Source organism: Nocardia sp. NPDC051929, assembly GCF_044548645.1.
In the GTDB taxonomy this organism is placed as follows: domain Bacteria; phylum Actinomycetota; class Actinomycetes; order Mycobacteriales; family Mycobacteriaceae; genus Nocardia; species Nocardia sichangensis.
Genome location: NZ_JBIUCG010000001.1, coordinates 355457 through 374329, shown reverse-complemented (window position 1 = coordinate 374329; position 18873 = coordinate 355457). Strand labels below are relative to the sequence as shown.

The 18873-nt window shown below is 67.9% G+C and carries 18 protein-coding genes; 9 read left to right on the top strand and 9 right to left on the bottom strand.

What is annotated here, in order from left to right; translation table 11 throughout:
- Window positions 1-114: 114 nt before the first annotated feature.
- From ACIHAX_RS01530 to ACIHAX_RS01520, 3 genes are all read left to right on the top strand, one after another.
- Window positions 115-1638 (top strand): PucR family transcriptional regulator, encoded by a 1524-nt coding sequence (locus ACIHAX_RS01530; protein ID WP_397275217.1) that lies wholly within the window; start codon window positions 115-117, stop codon window positions 1636-1638.
- 122 nt (window positions 1639-1760) lie between these two features.
- Window positions 1761-2330, top strand: coding sequence for a CBS domain-containing protein (locus tag ACIHAX_RS01525; RefSeq protein WP_364436193.1), 570 nt, complete (start codon window positions 1761-1763; stop codon window positions 2328-2330).
- A gap of 25 nt (window positions 2331-2355) precedes the next feature.
- The gene (locus ACIHAX_RS01520) at window positions 2356-2811 is read left to right on the top strand and encodes a TraR/DksA family transcriptional regulator (RefSeq protein WP_397275215.1); all 456 of its coding nucleotides are present in this window, start codon (window positions 2356-2358) and stop codon (window positions 2809-2811) included.
- A 148-nt stretch (window positions 2812-2959) separates the two neighbouring features.
- Here ACIHAX_RS01520 and ACIHAX_RS01515 read toward each other — a convergent pair whose 3' ends face one another.
- A complete protein-coding gene (locus tag ACIHAX_RS01515; protein ID WP_364436149.1) occupies window positions 2960-3826 on the bottom strand; it encodes a MaoC/PaaZ C-terminal domain-containing protein in 867 nt (288 codons plus the stop codon).
- Between the two features lie 196 nt (window positions 3827-4022).
- On the bottom strand, window positions 4023-5723 hold the full coding sequence (gene kstD / locus ACIHAX_RS01510; protein ID WP_397275212.1) for a 3-oxosteroid 1-dehydrogenase: 1701 nt from the start codon (window positions 5721-5723) through the stop codon (window positions 4023-4025).
- A 114-nt stretch (window positions 5724-5837) separates the two neighbouring features.
- Here kstD and ACIHAX_RS01505 point away from each other — a divergent pair, with 114 nt between their 5' ends.
- From ACIHAX_RS01505 to dmpG, 4 genes are read left to right on the top strand one after another with little or no spacing between them, the layout of a single operon-like run.
- Window positions 5838-7463, top strand: coding sequence for an FAD-binding protein (locus ACIHAX_RS01505; RefSeq protein WP_397275210.1), 1626 nt, complete (start codon window positions 5838-5840; stop codon window positions 7461-7463).
- 1 nt (window position 7464) lies between these two features.
- Window positions 7465-8250 (top strand): 2-keto-4-pentenoate hydratase, encoded by a 786-nt coding sequence (locus ACIHAX_RS01500; RefSeq protein WP_355076778.1) that lies wholly within the window; start codon window positions 7465-7467, stop codon window positions 8248-8250.
- A 10-nt stretch (window positions 8251-8260) separates the two neighbouring features.
- On the top strand, window positions 8261-9169 hold the full coding sequence (locus ACIHAX_RS01495) for an acetaldehyde dehydrogenase (acetylating) (protein ID WP_063022250.1): 909 nt from the start codon (window positions 8261-8263) through the stop codon (window positions 9167-9169).
- A gap of 12 nt (window positions 9170-9181) precedes the next feature.
- Entirely contained in the window at window positions 9182-10219 is a 1038-nt protein-coding gene (dmpG, locus tag ACIHAX_RS01490) for a 4-hydroxy-2-oxovalerate aldolase (RefSeq protein WP_397275207.1), read from the top strand.
- A gap of 97 nt (window positions 10220-10316) precedes the next feature.
- Here the strand turns inward: dmpG and ACIHAX_RS01485 are convergent, their stop codons facing one another.
- The 3 genes from ACIHAX_RS01485 to ACIHAX_RS01475 all read right to left on the bottom strand — a co-directional run bounded on the left by ACIHAX_RS01485 (window position 10317) and on the right by ACIHAX_RS01475 (window position 13164).
- Window positions 10317-11492 carry a lipase family protein gene (locus ACIHAX_RS01485; RefSeq protein WP_397275205.1) on the bottom strand — a complete coding sequence of 392 codons (1176 nt, stop codon included), beginning with the start codon at window positions 11490-11492 and terminating at the stop codon, window positions 10317-10319.
- A gap of 164 nt (window positions 11493-11656) precedes the next feature.
- Window positions 11657-12502: an ATP-grasp domain-containing protein gene (locus ACIHAX_RS01480; protein WP_397275203.1), complete on the bottom strand. Its 846-nt coding sequence runs from the start codon at window positions 12500-12502 to the stop codon at window positions 11657-11659.
- Window positions 12503-12591: 89 nt separating this feature from the next.
- Window positions 12592-13164: a YdeI family protein gene (locus ACIHAX_RS01475; protein ID WP_397275201.1), complete on the bottom strand. Its 573-nt coding sequence runs from the start codon at window positions 13162-13164 to the stop codon at window positions 12592-12594.
- Window positions 13165-13349: 185 nt separating this feature from the next.
- On the opposite strand from ACIHAX_RS01475, the gene ACIHAX_RS01470 reads away from it, so the two are divergent.
- Both ACIHAX_RS01470 and ACIHAX_RS01465 read left to right on the top strand, forming a co-directional pair.
- Complete coding sequence (locus ACIHAX_RS01470) at window positions 13350-14831, top strand: ATP-binding protein (RefSeq protein ID WP_397275199.1); 1482 nt, start codon at window positions 13350-13352, stop codon at window positions 14829-14831.
- 57 nt (window positions 14832-14888) lie between these two features.
- Entirely contained in the window at window positions 14889-15746 is an 858-nt protein-coding gene (locus ACIHAX_RS01465; protein ID WP_364425201.1) for a 3-hydroxyacyl-CoA dehydrogenase, read from the top strand.
- Window positions 15747-16044: 298 nt separating this feature from the next.
- Here ACIHAX_RS01465 and ACIHAX_RS01460 read toward each other — a convergent pair whose 3' ends face one another.
- From ACIHAX_RS01460 to hsaD, 4 genes are read right to left on the bottom strand one after another with little or no spacing between them, the layout of a single operon-like run.
- The gene (locus ACIHAX_RS01460; protein ID WP_364425199.1) at window positions 16045-16461 is read right to left on the bottom strand and encodes a DUF433 domain-containing protein; all 417 of its coding nucleotides are present in this window, start codon (window positions 16459-16461) and stop codon (window positions 16045-16047) included.
- 34 nt (window positions 16462-16495) lie between these two features.
- Complete coding sequence (gene hsaB, locus ACIHAX_RS01455; protein ID WP_364425196.1) at window positions 16496-17068, bottom strand: 3-hydroxy-9,10-secoandrosta-1,3,5(10)-triene-9,17-dione monooxygenase reductase subunit; 573 nt, start codon at window positions 17066-17068, stop codon at window positions 16496-16498.
- Between the two features lie 20 nt (window positions 17069-17088).
- Window positions 17089-17994, bottom strand: coding sequence for an iron-dependent extradiol dioxygenase HsaC (gene hsaC / locus ACIHAX_RS01450; RefSeq protein WP_355076801.1), 906 nt, complete (start codon window positions 17992-17994; stop codon window positions 17089-17091).
- The gene (gene hsaD / locus ACIHAX_RS01445) at window positions 17994-18872 is read right to left on the bottom strand and encodes a 4,5:9,10-diseco-3-hydroxy-5,9,17-trioxoandrosta-1(10),2-diene-4-oate hydrolase (RefSeq protein WP_364425192.1); all 879 of its coding nucleotides are present in this window, start codon (window positions 18870-18872) and stop codon (window positions 17994-17996) included. The genes hsaC and hsaD overlap by 1 nt, the downstream gene beginning before the upstream one ends.
- Between the last annotated feature and the right edge of the window lies 1 nt (window position 18873).

Here is an 18873-nt window from a genome sequence, read left to right as displayed (position 1 = left end):
AGGTCTTATGACGTTCGCCGAGTTCGATCGAATGACCGCCACGTCCACGACCTTGTGGGGGCCGCGTCGGTCGCCTGGGCGCGCAGCGCTGTCGGCTCGGCTTCGGAGCGGCTCGTGGTGACATTGGACCGGTTGGCGAACGTGCTGAGTGGCTACGGAATCCGCTTGCGGTTGGGTTCGGTGCCCCGGTCCACCCGATTGCGCAGCGTGGTGATCCACGCGGCCGATCAGGGGCCCGTGGAAGCGGGTGACGTGCTGCTGGGGATAGGGGCACGCTCGCTGTCGGAGGTGGTGGAATGGGCGGTCTCGGCGGGTGCTGTCGTCGCAGTCTTTCGTGGGGGTGCGGAGACCGAGCACGAGCCGGATATCGATGGCGTGGCGGTGCTGGTGGTCGATCCCGCGGTGGCCTGGAGCGAGCTTGCCGCGGTCGTTTACGGATTGGTGCTGGAAGGACGCGAGACCGAGGCCGGTCGCGGCCCGACCGATTTGTTCGCCTTGGCCGACAGCGTGGCCGACGCTGTCGGGGGCGCGGTGACGATCGAGGACCGGCGGTCTCGGGTGCTGGCGTATTCGAAGCCGAAGCAGCACCTCGATCCCGCCCGCGTCGAGACGATCCTCGGTAGGGAGATGCCGCCGTGGTTGCGGGCCCTGTTCGACGCGCGCGGTGTCTTCGCGCATTTGGCCGCCTCGGATGAGCCGTTGTTCGTCGCCGCGGACGCCGAACGCGGTGTGACGGGGCGGATGGTCGTGGCCGTGCGGGTGGGCAGGCAACTGCTGGGGTCGATATGGGTGTCGTGCCCGGCGCCGTTACGCGGGGCCCGGCGCACGGCCTTGGCCGATGGTGCGCGCACGGTGGCCTTGCACCTGCTGCGGTCGCGAGCCAGCGCGGACCTGGAGCGTCAGGTGGAAGCCGATCTGGTCATTCGTCTACTGGAGGGTGCGGCGGACGCGGCGACGGTGGCCAGCAGACTGGGGCTGGCGCCGGAGAACTTGCGGGTGATCGCGCTGCGGGATCGAGACGCGCACGAGCGGCACGCCGCGCTGCTGTTGATCTTCGAGCGAGCGACGACCGGATTCGGCTGGTCCCGTTCGACCCGCAGCGCCTTGGTCGGCGACACCGTCTACACCGTGCTCCCCGCTGATTCCGCTGCGGCGGCACGCCGCTGGGTCGGTGAGTTACAGGCCGCGCTGCCCGTGGGGATGACATTGACGGCCGGCGTCAGCGGTCTCGCACGGGCCACGGAATTGGCGTCGGCGCGCCGAGAAGCCGACGAGTGCCTGGCGCTGCACGAGGCCCGGCCCGCGGCGGCCGAGCCTCCCGCCTACGACGAGTCGTGGGACGAGATCCTGCTACAGCGATTGCGCACCGCAGGACTTTCCGGACGCACCCCGGCGCGGGGACCGGTGTCGGAATTACGGCGCCACGACCGCGCGCACTCCACCCAGTACGTGGCTACGCTGCGCGCCTGGTTGCAGGCGCAGGGCGACTCGGCCCAGGCGAGCGCGCAGCTCGGCGTGCACGAGAACACCGTCCGCAACCGGCTGCGCAAGATGGCGGAGGTGACCGATCTCGGCTTGGACGATCCGCGCAAACGTCTCGCCATGATGATCGAACTCGCCGTCGCCGACACCGACTGACCCGGCCCGCTGTGCCGTCGCCACAACTCTCCGCCCTCCGATTGTCCGATCAGCGCAATCGATCGCCTCGCCGCCACGCCACCATGGGGTTGAGCCGGAAAGGAGGTATCGGAGTGAGGAACATGCAGGTACGTGAGGTGATGCGGAGGCCGGTCACCACCGTTCGGCGCGAGGATACGGCGCGCGATGCGGCGCTGATGCTCGCCGAACTGCGGTACGCGGCGCTGCCCGTGCTCGACGGGGACGACCGCCTCATCGGAATGCTCACCAGCGGTGACCTCTTGCGGTCCGGAGAACTCGACGACGCTGTCGGCGCGGTGATGACCACGCCGGCGGTCGCCCTGCCCCAGACCGCGGCACTGGCCGAGGGTATGAGCAGGCTGGTGACCCACGGACTACGCAGTCTGCCGGTCGTCGACGCCGAGGACCGCGTGGTCGGCATGTTCAGCCGCGGCGACGCGCTGCGGCTCATGCTCACCCCGGACGACGCGCTCGCGGCCGATGCGCAGCGCCTGCTCGATCAATACCGCGGCGCGCGGCGCTGGCAGGTCACCGTCGACGACGGCGACGCCACCGTCTACGGCCGGTTCGCCGACGAATCCGAACGACGCATCGCCGTCGCCTTGACCCGCACCGTGCCCGGCATCCGCACCGCGAGCATCGCGCTCACACCCGCCGCGGCCGAGCATTGACCACCAACCAGCCCTGGAGTCGACGATGACCCACGCACACCCCGTTTCACGCGCAAGCCTCAGCGAACAGCTACCCGTGCTGCGCGCCGCCCTGTTGCAGCAACGCCGCTTCCGCCTGCAACAGCTGGCCGAACTCGAAGCCGTAATCGCCCGCGCAGGTGAACCCGCCGACCCGGCTGACGCGGCCAGACGCGAGGTCGACAGCAAACTGGCCGCGGCAGCACGGCAAGCGCTGGCGGACATCGAGGCAGCTCTCATGCTCATCTCCACCGGACGTTACGGCCGCTGCCGCCGCTGTGACGCCGAGATCTCGGTTCGCCTGGTGCGCACCATTCCCACTACCCAGTGGTGCTTGCGGTGCCGTCGGCATCTCCCTTCCGCCGACGGATCCCGCGTGATACGCGGACAGCGGCCGGGCCAACCCTCCCCAGCGCCGCGACGCGACCTGCCGACGAAACGTGGGACGCTCGCGTGCCGTTGACCGCCGATGCTCTTCGTCCGGCATCCGCACCGGCGCGGGGCGGGAGTCGTCCGCACTGGCGCCCTCAGGCGCCACGTCCGCCGTTCGTGCGAGTGCTGTCGGACGCGCACCTGCCTGTGCCGCTCGGGTGAAGCTGTGTAGTGATTCCTCAGGCGGGCCGGAATCGCAGTTCGACATCCCCAAGGACCGGCGCGTCGTCGCGTTCGACCACGGTTGCGGCGATGACGAGTCGGTCGTCCTCGCGCCAGATCCGGGTGCGGATCGTCTCGCCCGGGTAGAGCACCCCGGCGAACCGGGCGCGGAAACCGGTGACGCGGCTCGTGTCGGAGTCGAGCACGATGTCGGTCGCGGTCTTGCAGACGATGCCGTAGGTGCACAACCCGTGCAGGATCGGCGCGGGGAATCCGGCGGCGCGGGCGAATTCGGGGTCGGAGTGCAGCGGGTTGCGGTCGCCGGACATCCGGTAGAGCAGCGCCTGCTGCGGCAGCGTCGGGGTGGTGACGTCGAAATCCGGGGCGCGATCGGGCAGTTCGGTCTTGGTGCTCGGTCCGCGCTCGCCGCCGAAGCCGCCCTCGCCCTTGGCGAAGATCGAGGAGCGCTCGGTCCACAGCGGCGCTCCGTCGGAGCCGGTGACGGTGTGCTCCTGCACGATGACCGCGGCCGAGCCCTTGTCCCAGATCTCGGCGATCCGGCTGACCTTGGTCGCCTTGCCCGCGGCCGGGATCGGCCGGTGCACCTCGACCTCCTGGTGACCGTGCACCACCTTCGCCAGATCGATCTCGACGCCGGGGAAGCTCACCCTGGGTGGCTCGGTCTCGTGCACGGTCGCCGCCACGGTGGCGAAGGTCGGCAGCACCTGCGGTTCCCGATCGTCGAGGTAGCGCAACTCGGCAGGCTCGGTCCAGCGCGTGCCGGCGCCGAGGCCCAGTTGGTAGAGCTGCACGTCCGACGGGGTCCAGGCGAACTCCCGGCTCGGCAGCTCCGCGCCGAGCGCGATCTTCGGGTCGATGGGCATCAGTTCTCCTTGTGCATGAATGTGGATCGATCCGGATCTACCGCGCCGCGCCCGAGGCCGCGCCGGAAATAGCTGCGCCTTCGGTTCGATCCTGCTCGGCGCGAACGCGGCTCGCCAGTGCGTCGTCCGGTCGGTGGGATGGGCGGGTCGCGGTATGGCTCGTGCTCGGCGCCCCAGTTGTAGCCGAGGGCGACCGTCAGGCCTCTGCCGCGGTGACTGCGGGCTGCTCCTTCTTGCGCTTGACGATGTCCAGCACCGCGAGGTAGCCGAAGGCGATCGCGGGACCGATGGTGGCGCCGGGCCCGGCATACGTGTGGCCCATCACCGGTGTGGAGCAGTTGCCGGACGCGTACAGCCCCTCGATGACGCTGCCGTCCTCGCGCAGCACCCGCCCGGCGGTGTCGGCCACCAGTCCGCCCTTGGTGCCCAGATCGCCCGGCACGATCTTGGCGGCGTAGTACGGGCCCTCCACCAGCGCGGCCAGGCACGGGTTGGGCCGCACGGTCGGATCGCCGTAGTACCGGTCGTAATGGCTGTCGCCGCGGCCGAAGTCCTCGTCCTTCCCGGTCTCGGCGAAGCCGTTGAAGCGGCTGACGGTCGCGGCCAACTCGTCGGCGGGCACGTCGATCTTGCCTGCCAATTCCTCGATGCTGTCGGCCTTGACGATGAAGTCGTTTTCCATCCACCGGGACGGAAAACGCTGACCGGGCTGTAGCCCGGCGAAGATGTAGCGGTTCCGGTAGCGCTGGTCGAACACCAGCCACGCGGGGATGTTCTCGCCCGGCCCCTCGCCCTGCCCGTACTCGCCGCCGTACATGGTGTGCACCGCCTCGACGTAAGGAGCGGACTCATTTCCGAATCGCTTGCCGTCGGCGTTCACCATGATGCTGCCGGGCAGGTTCCGTTCGGCCAGCGCGAACCACGGTTTGCCGCCCTTGAAGATGGTCGGCCCCCACCAGGCGTCCTCCATGAAACCGATGGCCGCGCCCGCCGCCATGCCCGCTTGGATGCCGTCGCCGGTATTGGCGGCCGCGCCGGTGGTCCACTCGGTGGTGATGGGCTGGCGCTGGTATTTGGTGCGCATTTCCGCGTTGTGCTCGAAACCGCCGCTGCCCAGGACGACGCCGTAGCGGGCAGTGAAGGTGACCGGCTCGCCCTCGTGCAGCGCGCGGACGCCGGTGACGACGCCGTCGGTCACCACGAGGTCGGTCATCGGGGTGTTCAGCAACAGCGGCACGTTCGCGTCCATGAGCCCCTTGCGCATGCCCGCGATGATGGCCTGCCCCATGCCGACGATGTGTTTGCGGGTGAACTTGGCCCAGTAGGTGCGCGCGCCGACGCGCATGGCCCGGAGCATGCCCTTCGGATGCCGCCGAATCAGATTGAGCCGGACGAAATCGGCCTGCATGACCACCACGTTCAGCGGAGCCTTCGCGTACGGCGGCTCCAGGTTGAACCGCTCGTCGCCGAGGATCTTCGTGTCGAACGGCTTGGGCTCGCACGAGCGCCCCTCGGGCCGCCCGCCCGGCGCTTCGGGATGGTAGTCGGAGTAGCCGGGCACCCACGTCATCTTCAGGGGCGAGTGATCGAGCACGAAGTCCAGCGCTTCGGCCCCGCGATCGATGAAGGTGTCGACCCGTTCGGAGGGGACGACGTCGCCGATGATGCTGTGCAGGTAGGTCCGTGCGTCCTCGCGGTCGTCGGGCCGACCGGACGCGCGCAGCGCCTTGTTGCCCGGGATCCACACGCCGCCGCCGGAGCGCGCGGTCGACCCGCCGTAGTGCGCGGCCTTCTCGATGACCACCACGCTCAGGCCGTTGTGGGCCGCGGTGAGGGCGGCGGTCATGCCGGCGGCGCCGCTGCCGACCACCACCACGTCGTATTCCCGATCAGTCATGTAGAACACGTTATAGAATGGACGCGCCATTGGTCTATGTTGTGTGGCAGAAGACTTGCTCGACGTTCCGTTTGTCGAGGAAACTTGTTTCAGTTTCAGACCGGAGTTAAGAACATGGGCCTCGAATGGGACCTGGCCACCGACGTTGTCGTGGTCGGATACGGCGCCGCGGGGGCGGCGGCCGCGCTGGAAGCGACCGAGGCGGGCGCGCAGGTGCTCGTGCTCGAACGCTTCGCCGGAGGCGGGACGTCGGCGCTGTCGGGCGGCATCATCTACGCGGGCGGCGGCACCTCCGTGCAACGGGAGGCCGGGGTGGAGGACACCCCGGAGGCCATGTACGCCTACCTCGAGCGCGAGGTCGGCGACGCGGTCGCCCCCGAGACGTTGCGCCGGTTCGTCGACGAGAGCCCGGAACTGATCGAGTGGCTGAAGGCGCACGGCGTTCCGTTCGAAGCCTCGCTGTGCCCGTACAAGACTTCCTACCCCAACGACCGCTACTACCTGTACTACTCCGGCAGCGAGATCTCCGGCGCGTTCCGCGACATCCCGCCCGCCCAGCGCGGACATCGGGTGAAGGGAAGGGGCACTTCGGGAAAGAAGCTCACCGGCCCGCTCGCCGCCGCCGCGTCCAGGGCGGGCGTGCGCGTGGAGACCCTCACCCGGGTGACCCGACTGATCACCGACGGCGCGGGCGCGGTGATCGGCGTCGAGTGCCGCACCCTGCGCGACGCGCCCGGCCGGGTCCGCGACCGTTACACCCGCATGGCGAAGGTCGCGGCAAAGCCCGGCATCTACTACCCGCCGCTGCGACGGGTACTGGAACAGCGGCTGGACCTGCTGGAACGCCGGTACGGCAGCACGATCCGGGTCCTCGCGCGGCGCGCAGTGGTGCTCAGCGCGGGCGGGTTCATCGCCAATCGCGAGTTGGTGCGGCAGTACGCGCCCGCCTTCCACGGCGGTCTCGCCCTCGGCACCACCGCCGACGACGGCGGCGGCATCCTGATGGCCGAGCAGGTCGGCGCGGCCGTGGATCACATGGACAACGTCTCCGCATGGCGATTCCTGCTCCCGCCCAGCGCGTTCACCGCGGCGCTGCTGGTGGACGCCGATGGCAGGCGGGTGATCGATGAGACGCGCTACGGCGCCGCGGTCGGCAACAAGCTGATCACCGAGCACGGCGGCAAGGGGTGGCTGCTGGCCGACAACCCACTCATGCGCACCGCGATCGGGCAGATCGGCAAGCAAGGAGCCTGGTTCCAGCGCGGGCAGTTCGAGACCATGCGTCGCACCGCGATTCGCGGCGCCACGCTGGAGGAAGCCGCGGCGAAGGCGGGCATCGACCCGGCCGGGTTGCGCGCGACGGTCGACGCGCACAACACCGCGATCGAGACCGGCGCCCCCGATCCGGTCGGGAAACCCGCCGAGTTCACCGAACCGGTCCGTACCGGCCCCTTCTGGTTGTTGGATGTGGGCATCAAACCGAGCCTGACCAACCCGTGCCCCATGCTCACCCTCGGCGGCGTCGTCGTGGACGAGCGCACCGGCGCGGTCAAGACGACCGAGGGCGCCGACATCCCGGGGCTCTTCGCGGCCGGGCGCACCGCGGTCGGCGTCTGCTCCAAGTCCTACGTCAGCGGGCTGTCGCTGGCCGACTGCGTCTTCTCCGGCCGCAGGGCGGGGCGGTCGGCCGCGGGCGAGCAGGTCTCGGCGCTGGAAAACGCAACAGTGGAAGGAAATTAGCGTGCTGTCCGACGCGGTACGAACCGAACTGGCCGACGAACTCGAGCGCGCCGAGCGCGACCGGGTCGCGATCGATCCGCTGATCGCCCGCCACCCCGACATCGACGTGGTCGACGCCTACGAGATCCAGCTGATCAACATCCGCCGCAGGCTCGACGCGGGCGCGCGCGTGGTCGGGCACAAGGTGGGCCTGTCCTCGAAGGCCATGCAGCAGATGATGGGCGTGGACGAGCCCGACTACGGGCATCTGCTCGCGGAAATGGAAGTCTACGAGGACGTTCCGGTGGAAGCGGGCCGGTATCTGTTCCCCCGGGTCGAGGTGGAGGTCGGGTTCGTGCTCGGCGCCGACCTGCCCGGCGCGGAGTGCACCGAAGAGGACGTGCTCGCCGCCACGGTCGCCTTCGCGCCCGCGATCGAGTTGATCGACTCGCGGATCAAGGACTGGAACATCGGCCTGGCCGACACCATCTCCGACAACGCGTCTTCGGCGGGCTTCGTGCTCGGCGCGCAGCGTGTCGCGCCGAAGGACATCGACATCAAGGCCATCGACGCGGTGCTCACCCGCAACGGCGAGGTGGTCGCCGAGGGCCGCAGCGACGCGGTCCTGGGTGATCCGGTGATCGCGGTGGCCTGGCTGGCGCGCAAGGTCGCGAGCTTCGGTGTCCGGTTGAAGGCAGGGGACATCGTGCTGCCCGGCTCGTGCACCCGCGCCATCGACGCCCGTCCGGGCGATGACTTCCACGCCGAGTTCGCCGGACTCGGCTCTGTCCGTTTGCAATTCACCTAGGGAGGCTGTCGTGTCCAACGGGACCGTCACCGCCGCGATCGTCGGGTCCGGCAACATCAGCACCGATCTGCTCTACAAACTGCTGCGCTCGCAGAAGATCCAGCCGCGTTGGATGATCGGGATCGACCCGGACAGCGAGGGGCTGAAGCGGGCGCGCGGGCTCGGGCTGGAAACCTCGCACGAAGGCGTGGACTGGCTGCTCGGGCAATCCGAACTGCCCGACCTGATCTTCGAGGCGACCTCGGCGTACGTGCACCGCGCCGCCGCGCCGCGCTACGCCGAAGCGGGCATCCGCGCCGTCGACCTCACCCCCGCCGCCGTCGGTCCCGCCGTCGTGCCGCCGGTGAACCTGGGCGCGAATATCGACGCGCCGAACGTCAACATGATCACCTGCGGCGGCCAGGCGACGATCCCGATCGTCGCCGCGGTGTCGCGGGTCGTCCCGGTGCCGTACGCGGAGATCGTCGCGTCGGTGTCGTCGGTCTCCGCGGGCCCCGGCACCCGTGCGAACATCGACGAGTTCACCAAGACCACCAGTCGCGGCGTCGAGACCATCGGCGGGGCGCAGCGCGGCAAGGCCATCATCATCCTGAATCCGGCCGAGCCGCCGATGATCATGCGCGACACCATCTTCTGCGCCATCCCCGACGACGCCGACACCGACGCGATCGCCGACTCGATCCACCGGATGGTCGCCGACATCCAGCAGTACGTGCCCGGCTACCGGCTGCTCAACGAGCCGCAGTTCGACGAGCCCTCGGTGGTCTCCGGCGGCATGGCCAAGGTGTCGGTGTTCGTCGAGGTGGAGGGCGCGGGCGACTTCCTGCCCCCGTACGCGGGCAACCTCGACATCATGACCGCCGCCGCTACGCAGGTCGGCGAGGTCATCGCCGAGCAGATCGTCACGGCCCGGGTGTAAGGAGCTTTCGACATGGCCTACTCAGCAGAACTCGACATCCGCGTCACCGACACCTCGCTGCGCGACGGATCCCACCACAAGCGCCACCAGTTCACCGCCACCGAGGTCCGCGACGTCGTGGCCGCGCTGGACGGCGCGGGCGTGCCGGTGATCGAGGTGACCCACGGCGACGGTCTCGGCGGTTCGTCGTTCAACTACGGCTTCTCCAAGACGCCGGAGCAGGAATTGGTCACCATCGCGGCCGAGACGGCGAAGCGGGCGAAGATCGCCGTGCTGATGCTGCCCGGCGTCGGGGTGAAGGAAGACATCAAGGTCTCCCAGGACAACGGCGCGTCCATCTGCCGGATCGCCACACACTGCACCGAAGCCGACGTGTCGATCCAGCACTTCGGTCTGGCGCGGGAACTCGGACTGGAGACGGTCGGGTTCCTGATGATGTCGCACACCCAGCCGCCTGAGGTGCTCGCCAAGCAGGCGCGCATCATGGCCGACGCCGGCTGCCAGTGCGTCTATATCGTCGACTCGGCCGGTGCGCTGGTGCTCGAGCAGGTTTCCGACCGCGTCGCGGCGCTGGTGGCCGAACTCGGCGACGACGCGCAGGTCGGCTTCCACGGTCACGAGAACCTCGACTTGGCCGTGGCCAACTCGATCTACGCCATCCGTGCCGGCGCGAAGCAGATCGACGGCAGCGCACGGCGTTTCGGCGCGGGCGCGGGAAACACCCCGGTCGAGGCGCTGGTCGGCGTGTGCGACAAGCTCGGCGTCAAGACAGGCATCGATTTCTTCGCCATCGCCGACGCCGCCGAAGACGTCGTCCGCCCCGCCATGCCCCAGGAATGCCTGCTCGATCGCCAGGCCCTGATGATGGGCTACGCGGGCGTCTACTCCAGCTTCCTCAAGCACGCCGAACGGCAAGCCGAGCGCTACGGCGTCTCCGCCGCCGAAATGCTCGTACGGGCGGGCAGGCGCAAGCTGGTCGGCGGCCAGGAGGACCAGCTCATCGACATCGCGCTGGAATTGCAGCGGGAGAAGGCGACCGTCACCGCCTGAGCGGTCGAACGCAGCGGGGTCGCGGACGGAGGTTCGCGACCCCGTTCGTCTGCGCTCGAGTAAGGCTCTGCCGGTCGACGGCGGTCGAGTGGGTCGACTACGCGGGACCGAGAACTGCGGCGACGAAGGAGAGCACGTCCGGCCAAGCGGCGGCGACGATCCCTTCGTGATCGGTGTCGTAGCTGCGGAATTCATACTTCGTTCCGGCGAGCGTGTATTGGGTGAGTAACAACCGGGTGAGCGCGATGGGGACGACGTTGTCGGCGGTGCCGTGCGCGATGAACAGCGGGCCGCGATACCCCGAGGTCGGTACCCTTAGGTAGCCGGTGAGGGCGTCGGCAAAAGGGCTGCCCGCCACAGGTCGTTGGAGCATTGATCCGATCGTTGTGCCGCGAACCGCCGATTGCCACTCCCGTTGGCACCGCCGGTCGATCCGAGCCAGCGCGTCCGCACCCGCGGGTGTCAGTGCGGCAGCCACCGTGTCGGGTGCGGCGAGTCGCATCCCGTTCAGCATGGCGGCGAATAGGGCGGTGGAGCCTTCGAAGCCGGGGACCTCCGGCACATACGGTCCGGCGAGTGCGAGAACTCCCTCGATGTTCGACGGTGGCGCGAGCGCCGCGGTGCCACGGAATTCGAGTTCGGGCGCGTAGATGTCGGCGATGCCACCGGTGTTGAGCGCGGCGTGCCCGCCCTGGGAGACACCCGTCACCGCCCACCTACGCGCGAGCGCGGCATCGACGTGGCGGGCGGCGCGGACGAGGTCGACGGTCGCCGTGGCCTCGGTGCGCGACTGGAGATAGGGGTGCGTGGTGGCCGCGCCCGCGCCGAGGCCGACATAGTCCGGCGCGACGACCGCGTACCCCTGGTCCAGCAGCCGCCGGACGATGGGCGCGTCGTAGCGCGGGTTCGTGCTGATCCCGCACGTCGCGCCGAGTCCGCTGGTCCCGTGCTCCCAGGCGACGATCGGCCAGCCGCCGGCGGGCGGTGTTCCGTCAGGTGTCGCGAGCACGCCGGTCGCCATGGTCGGCGCGCCGGTCGGGCCCTCGGTGATGTACTCGATGAAGCGCGCGGACTCGATGCCACCCCATCCGCCCGAAAACCCATGCGAGCCGACTGCCGAGCCCGGTTCCATTGTCGCCCAGGCAGTCTCGTCGGCATATGCGGCTGTACCCGCCACGTCGGTAGCGAGCACAGCGAGTGAGCAGAGCACTAAGGCCATCGCCCGCCGCGGCTTCGGGATGGCGGCGGCAGGGTGGAACCAGTTGGCGAACATCGGCTTCCTTCGCAGACCCGACCCGAAGTGCACTGCTGCACCACATATTCCAGCTTACGGCGAGTACCGGCCACAGTCGGTTCGCGCGCGGCAGGGCTTCGTAACCTCTTCGATCACGGAAATCAAGGACCGCCATCGAGTACCTGATACTCGTCTGCCCGTGCTCAACCCGCGCGGAGGAGGGCGATCAGCTCTTCGGCCGGAATGGTCGCAGGCCGGTCGCTGACCTGGCCGTCTCCGAGTTCGACCAGGCACCAGGTCCGGTCGTCGCGTAGTGCGAAGTCGGCCGTGACGAAGGGGAGGCCGAGGGTGGTGATGGCGTCTTCGACGGTGGCCGGATCGAAAGCGACGTCAGGCATTTCCTCCGGGGTGTCCGGGTGCGGGCCGATCAACCGGCACTTGCCGTCCACCCACCAAGTGCGGACTTCGGCAGACTGGAAACGCTCGAAGCGGCGCAGGACGAATCCGCCGGTCAGGTCTTCGCCGCGGAGTTCACGGAATCTGCTCGCGACCCGCCAGGCGGCGTCCGGGTCCGCCGCGTCGGGGATGAACGCCGCTTCGTGCCAGTAGTGCTTCATCGACTTGGTGTAGTCGCGCAGGACGACGGGGCCGGTTCCCAGCTCCCGACGCGCGTGATCGAATGCGGCGCGACCGCTCCCGCTGGTCCATACCGATCGAGGCGTCATCTCGGCGAGTGCGGAATACCACCCCGGCAGCTCGTGCGCCCGCCGGTATTGTTCGGCGCTCGTGCGCAGCGTGACGCCCCGCTGCCGCAAGCTCCGTTCGAACGCGGCGTACTCAGCACTGCGCAACATCCAGCCGCGGTAGACAGCCACCCCGCTGGAACGAACGCGTCGAACGGCCTCCTCCGCGCCGTCAGCGCGGGTCAGCGCGTCGTGATCGACCACGGCGACTTCCAATCCGACGGCACGAGCCGCGTCCGCCTCCGGGGCGAAATGCTCGTCGACGCGTTGGGGGCGAAGTACATCGGCCGGAACAAGAAGCAGCACAACACATATCCTCGCGTCGGCGCACACGATTCCCAACCGATTTTCGCCTCGCCGCTATCGATGATCATCGATGCCGTAGTCGACTTGGACTACGCCGCTGGCTGATTCAACTCATCGAGCATGCGCCGCAGCTGCCCAGCCCGCTCGGCGGAACTCCGTGTCTTCATCAGCCGCAGGAAGTGCGCATACTGCGCGGTGCGGTCGAGCAGTTCGAATCTCTTCCGTGCGCGTGGATTCGCGCTGAGCGCTTCGAGCAAGTCGGCCGGACAGGTGGCGGTCCGCTGGGCTTCATAGGCGGCCGCCCAGCGCCCATCGGCCTGCGCGGCGGCGATGGCCGCGAAACCGGCCGCCCGCATGCGACCTGCGGCGACGAGAGCTTCGGCTTTGGCGACGTTGATCTGCGACCACGGACTCCTCGGACGGCGCGGCGAGTATCGCTGCAGGTAGTGCTCGGCGTCGAGGCCGCGGCGGTGACTGTCGATCCAGCCGAAGCAGAGCGCGCCGTCGAGCGCCTCCCCGTTGCTGATCGTCCGGTCCGCCGCCCCCTTCTTGGCGATCTTCAGCCAGACGTCGGCGTGCCTGTCGTGATTGGCTGCCAGCCACTCCTCCCACTGTGCGATGTCGACACAAGTAAGAATTCTTGTTCCATCGAACCGACTCACGGTGCCCTCCAAGATGCGGTGATGTCTTTCCACCTCATCCTCCGACCCAAAGTGCTCATCAACTGAGCACTTCACCTTTCGGGTGGCACACGAGCGTGTGGTGGTCCCCGGGATTCGCCGCTCTAATGTGCCAGCTGGTGAGAGTAGTACAGTTATCATAAGTTCACTACTTTTGGGAGGGGCGCGTGCGGAAACCGTCCGACATCTTCGATCGCGACCGGGAATGGGAGGCACTGACCCGGTTCATCGACGATCCCGCCCCGAGTGCGTCTCTCGGCGTGATCTCCGGTCGACGCAGGCAAGGTAAAAGTTTTCTGCTTGAGGCCGTCTGCGAAGTCGCCGACGGTTTCTACTTCTCCGCGCAGGAGGCCACCGACGCGGAATCGCTCGCCGCCGTCGGGGAGGCGCTCAGCCGCCACCTCGATCTGGTCGCTCCCTTCACCCCGGCGAACTGGGGGCAAGTGATCGATGTGCTGCTTCGCATGGGACGCGAGAAGAACACGCCCGTGGTGATCGATGAGTTTCCCTATCTGGTCAGGGCGAATCCAGCGCTGCCGTCGATCATTCAGGGAGCGTATGCGCCGAGGCGAGCCGAGCGCACCGCTTCGCGCACACGGTTGCTGCTCTGTGGTTCGGCGTTGTCTTTTATGGGTGGCCTGCTTTCGGGAAATGCCCCGCTGCGCGGCCGTGCTTCGCTCGAATTGCCCATCGCCACCTTGAATTACCGGCGAGCGGCGGAGTTCTGGGGGATCAGTGACCCTCGGCTGGCCCTGCTCGTGCATTCGGTGGTGGGCGGAACACCGGCGTATCGGACCGAGATGATCCGCTATGACGCGCCCGCGAATCTCGCGGATTTCGATGATTGGGTGGTTCGAGCGATTCTGTCCCCGGGAAGCCCGATGTTCCTGGAGGCGCGGTACCTGCTCGCCGAGGAGCCCGATCTTCGGGACGGCGCCCTCTATCACTCCGTGCTCAACGCCATCGCCACCGGCAACACCGGCCGGGGTGGCATCGCCGGCCACGTCGGCCGCCCGGTGAACACGCTGGCGCACCCCTTGACTGTGCTCGAGGACGCCGGTTTCGTCACCCGCGAGGCCGACGCGTTCCGCGCCAACCGCAGCGATTTCCGGATCGCCGAACCGCTGGTCACCTTCTACCACGCGATCATGCGGCCGTTCTGGCCTCAGCTGACCTTGGCCACGGACACCAGCCGTATCTGGCAGCGGGCATCGCATCGGTTCGCCAGCAACGTGATCGGCCCGCACTTCGAGCGAATCTGCCGCGAGTGGGCCATGCTTTTCGCCCAGGAAAGCACCGGCCGAAATCGGCTCGGCGACCTTCCGGTGCAGGTTTCGTCCGGCACGGTCAACGATTCGGCGAACCGTACGACACACGAGGTCGACATCGTCGCGGTCGGTTACGCCGAGGACGGCCGTCCACCGCTGCTCGGCATCGGGGAGGCGAAGTGGAACGAGGTGATGGGCCTCGGCCATCTGGACCGTCTGCGGCGCATCCGCGAACTGATCTCCGCGAGCGGGAAATTCGATGTCACCGGAATGCGCCTGCTCTGCTTCTCCGGCGCGGGATTCAGCGAAGACCTGCAACGGGCCGAGCGCGAAGGCGAGGTCGAGCTGATCGGACTGGATGAACTGTACGGCCGCTCGTAAACGTACGATATCGGCCATCGAGCACCGCCACCATCAATGTCTCGAGAGGAGAGACGAATGACCATCGACATTCGCAAGGTGACCGTCCTGGGCACCGGGGTGCTCGGTTCGCAGATCGCCTTCCAGACGGCCTTCCACGGTTTCGAGGTGACGGCATACGACATCGACGACAAGGCGCTGACCGCGGCCAGGGAGCGACTCGACAAGCTGGTGGCGGTCTACCGTGAGCAGGTACCCGGCGGCGGGGACGGCAAGGCCGAGCAGACGGCGGCGGGCATCGCGCTGACTTCCGATCTGGCTCGAGCGGCGCAGGACGCGGATCTGGTCATCGAGGCCATTCCCGAGGTGCTGACCATCAAGCAGCAGACGTACGAGAAGCTCGGCCAGGTCGCACCGGAGCGCACCATCTTCGCCACCAATTCCTCCACCCTGCTGCCCAGCGCCATCAAAGACTTCACCGGCCGCCCGGACCGATTTCTCGCGCTGCACTTCGCGAATCAGGTGTGGCACTTCAACACCGCCGAGATCATGGGCACCGCCGACACCGACCCGAACGTGTACCAGGCCGTGGTCGACTTCGCCTCGAAGATCGGCATGGTGCCGATCGAAATCCACAAGGAGAAGGCCGGTTACGTCCTGAACTCGCTGCTGGTGCCGTTGCTCAACGCGGGCATGAACTTGGCGGCGGGCGGCTACGCCGATCCCGAAGCGGTGGACAAGACCTGGCAGATCGGCACCGGCGCACCGGCCGGGCCGTTCCGCATTCTCGACATCATCGGGCTGACCACGCCTTACAACATCCTCGTCAACAACGAGGACGAGGACTCCCAACGGCTGGCCCAGTGGTTGAAGGAGAACTACATCGACAAGGGCAAGCTCGGCATCGCCACCGGAGAGGGTTTCTACAAGTACTGACCGATGAGGGCGCCGAGCATCAGGGGCGGTCCTCGCCGCCACCCCACCGCCGAAATCGCATATCAGTAGTGGGTGCAAAGTCTCGGCACGGGAGTTCGGGCATGTCGCCAGACTGCCGCCGTGTCTCGAACGTGTGTCCGATATAAGGGTGCTGCTTCAGGTGGCCTGCTTTCTGCCTAACAATGCCCCCGACTTCAGCATCTGGAATCAGTGGCGCGCCCGTGGCTTACAGGTTCTTGCGGATGCTTTCGGCAATGCGGGGACACCAGCGTCGCGGAGGGATTCGGGCATCGAGGATTCAGTCGACATCGCGCCACTCCTCCTCGAGGGCGCGTAGCTCCCGCGATGCACCGTGGTCGGCGCGACGCATGCCCTCACCGAAGAGCATGTCGGACTCCAGACGCATGGCGAAACTATCAACCCTGGGCAAGAGGCAGTGCCTTGCGACGAGCTCATCCGCGGTTAGCCGTTGTCGGGGATTGCCGCGCCGACGTTCGCACACGTCGGCGTTGCTTTTGACCGCAGTGGCCGCGTATGCCAATGCGGCGAGGATGTCGTCGGCCTCGAGGTCTGGATGATCGGCGAGCAAATCGTCGATGGTCATGCCGGAAGCCAGTAGATCCAAAATCATCTCGACGGGATACCGCAGTCCCCGTATCACCGGCTTGCCGTGGCAGATCGCGGGGTCCGATGTGATCCGGCCCTGTAAGGACATCCCTCGACTGTAGCGGTGGTCGGACTTCGCCCAGCTACAACCAGGTGTCCAATGTCGTAGTCGTGAGGAAGTGCTCCAGGTCCGCGCGCCACGGGGCTGGGGTGGTCTTCTCCGGTTCGATGGCGGTGTACTGGCCCCGGTAGAACAGCAGGGGGCGGCCGGTGGTGGTGGTTTCGGAGAGGGTCTGGACTCGCCCGATCACGATGTAGTGGTCGCCGCCGTCGATGACGTTGTCCACCTTGCACTCGATGGTGGCCAGCGCTTCGTCCAGCACCGGGAGTTCCAGGTCGGACGTGTGCCAGGCGGCGCCGGCGAACTTGTCGGGTTCGCGGGAGCCGAAGCGGGCGCACAGTTCGCGCTGCTGTTCGGCGAGGACGTTCACGCAGAAGCGCCCCGATTTCTCGATCGCCGCCCAGGACCGGGACGCCTTGGTGGGGCAGAACAGCACCAGCGGCGGTTCGAGGGAGAGGGCGGCGAAAGACTGGCACGCGAAGCCGATCGGCACTCCGTCGTCGTCGAAGGTGGTGATCACGGTGATGCCGGTGCAGAACTGCCCCAGCACATTCCGGAACTGCCGTGGATCGATCCCGGATCCGTCCGCGGTCATCGCTTCGCTCGCCCTCTCGGTCACTGCTGCCGTTGCCCGACGGTGAAGTCGTGGCCCCACAGGCTCACCGCGGTCGATTCTCGCGCGATCCAGTCGTGGTCGTCCACTTCCAAGCCCTCGCAGCCGAATTCGACGTCGAATCCGCCCGGCGTCTTCATGTAGAAGGAGAGCATCTTGTCGTTGACGTGCCGTCCGAGCGTCGCCGACATCTTGACCTTCTTGCGCAGCGCCCGGTCCAGGGTCAGGCCGACGTCGTCGGCGTTCTCCACCTCGAGCATCAGATGCACAATGCCGCTCGGCGTCGGCATGGGCAGGAACGCCAGCGAGTGGTGGCGCGGATTGCAGCCGAAGAAGCGCAGCCAGGCGGGCTCGCCGTCGGCCGGGCGACCGACCATCTGCGGTGGCAGCCGCATCGAGTCGCGCAGCCGGAAGCCCAGCACGTCGCGGTAGAACTCCAGCGCCGCTTTGTCGTCCTTGGTGCTGAGCACCACGTGCCCGAGCCCCTGCTCCTCGGTGACGAACCGGTGCCCGTATGGACTGACGACCCGGCGATGCTCCAGCGCCGCGCCGTGGAAAGCCTCGAGCGTGTTGCCGGACGGGTCGTCGAACTTGATCAGCTCGTACACCCGGCGATCGGCCAGTTCGGTGGCCGTGCCCTCCTTGTAGGGCACACCCGCCGCGTCGAGCCGGTCGCGGACGTCCTGCAACTCCTCGGCATTGGCGGTCTCCCAGCCCGAGACCTGTAGCCGGTCCTTCTCGCCGGGAACGATCACCAGCCGGGCCGGGAACTCGTCCATGCGCAAGTACAGCGCTTCGGGGTCGGTGCCCTTGCCCTCGACCATGCCGAGGACCTTCAGGCCGTACTCCCGCCAGGCGGCCATGTCGGTCGCCTCGATACGCAGATATCCCAGTGAGCGGATGCCCATCACTTCTCCTTGACGCCCGCGAGGAAATCGATCGCGAGCCGGTTGAATTCGTGGAACTTCTCCAGCTGTGCCCAGTGCCCGCAGCCACCGAAGACGTGCAGCTGCGCGCGCGGGATCACCTTGGTCGCTACCAGCGCGCCGTCGAGCGGGTTGACCCGGTCCTCCCGGCCCCAGATCAGCAGCACGGGCTGACGCAGTTTGTAGGCGTCGCGCCAGAGCATGCCCTTCTCGAAGTCCGCGCCGGCGAACGACTTGCCCATCGCCCTGGTCGCGGCCAGCGCCTCGGGCGTGCTCGCCGAGGCGAACCGCTCGTCGATCAGCTCCTCGGTGATGAGCGACTGGTCGAAGACCATGATGCGCAGGAACGCCTCCAGGTTCTCCCTGGTCGGCTCGAAATTGAACTTGGAGAGCAGCTTCACGCCCTCGGTCGGGTCGGGCGCGAACAGGTTGGTGCTCAGCCCGCCCGGCCCCATCAGGATCAGCTTCCCGGCCCGATCCGGGTAGTCCAGTGCGAACCGGACCGCCGCGCCGCCGCCGAGCGAGTTGCCCAGCAGGTGCACCCGGGACGTGATCTCCAAGTGGTCGAGCAGGTCCTTCAGCGCCGAGGCGCTGTGCACGAAGTACTGCGGATGCTCGGTGGGTTTGTCCGAGCGGCCGTAGCCCGGCTGGTCGACCGCGATCACGTGGAAGTGCTCGGCCAGCACCGGGATGTTGCGCGCGAAGTTCGACCAGGAGGACGCGCCAGGCCCGCCGCCGTGCAGCAGGACGATCGTCGGCCCGCTGCCGACGCCCGCCTCGTGGTAGTGCAGCCGCAGATCGGGCCGCACCTGCGCGTAGCGCGAGGTCGATTCGGCGGTGAGTTCCGCGGTTGAGGTCACG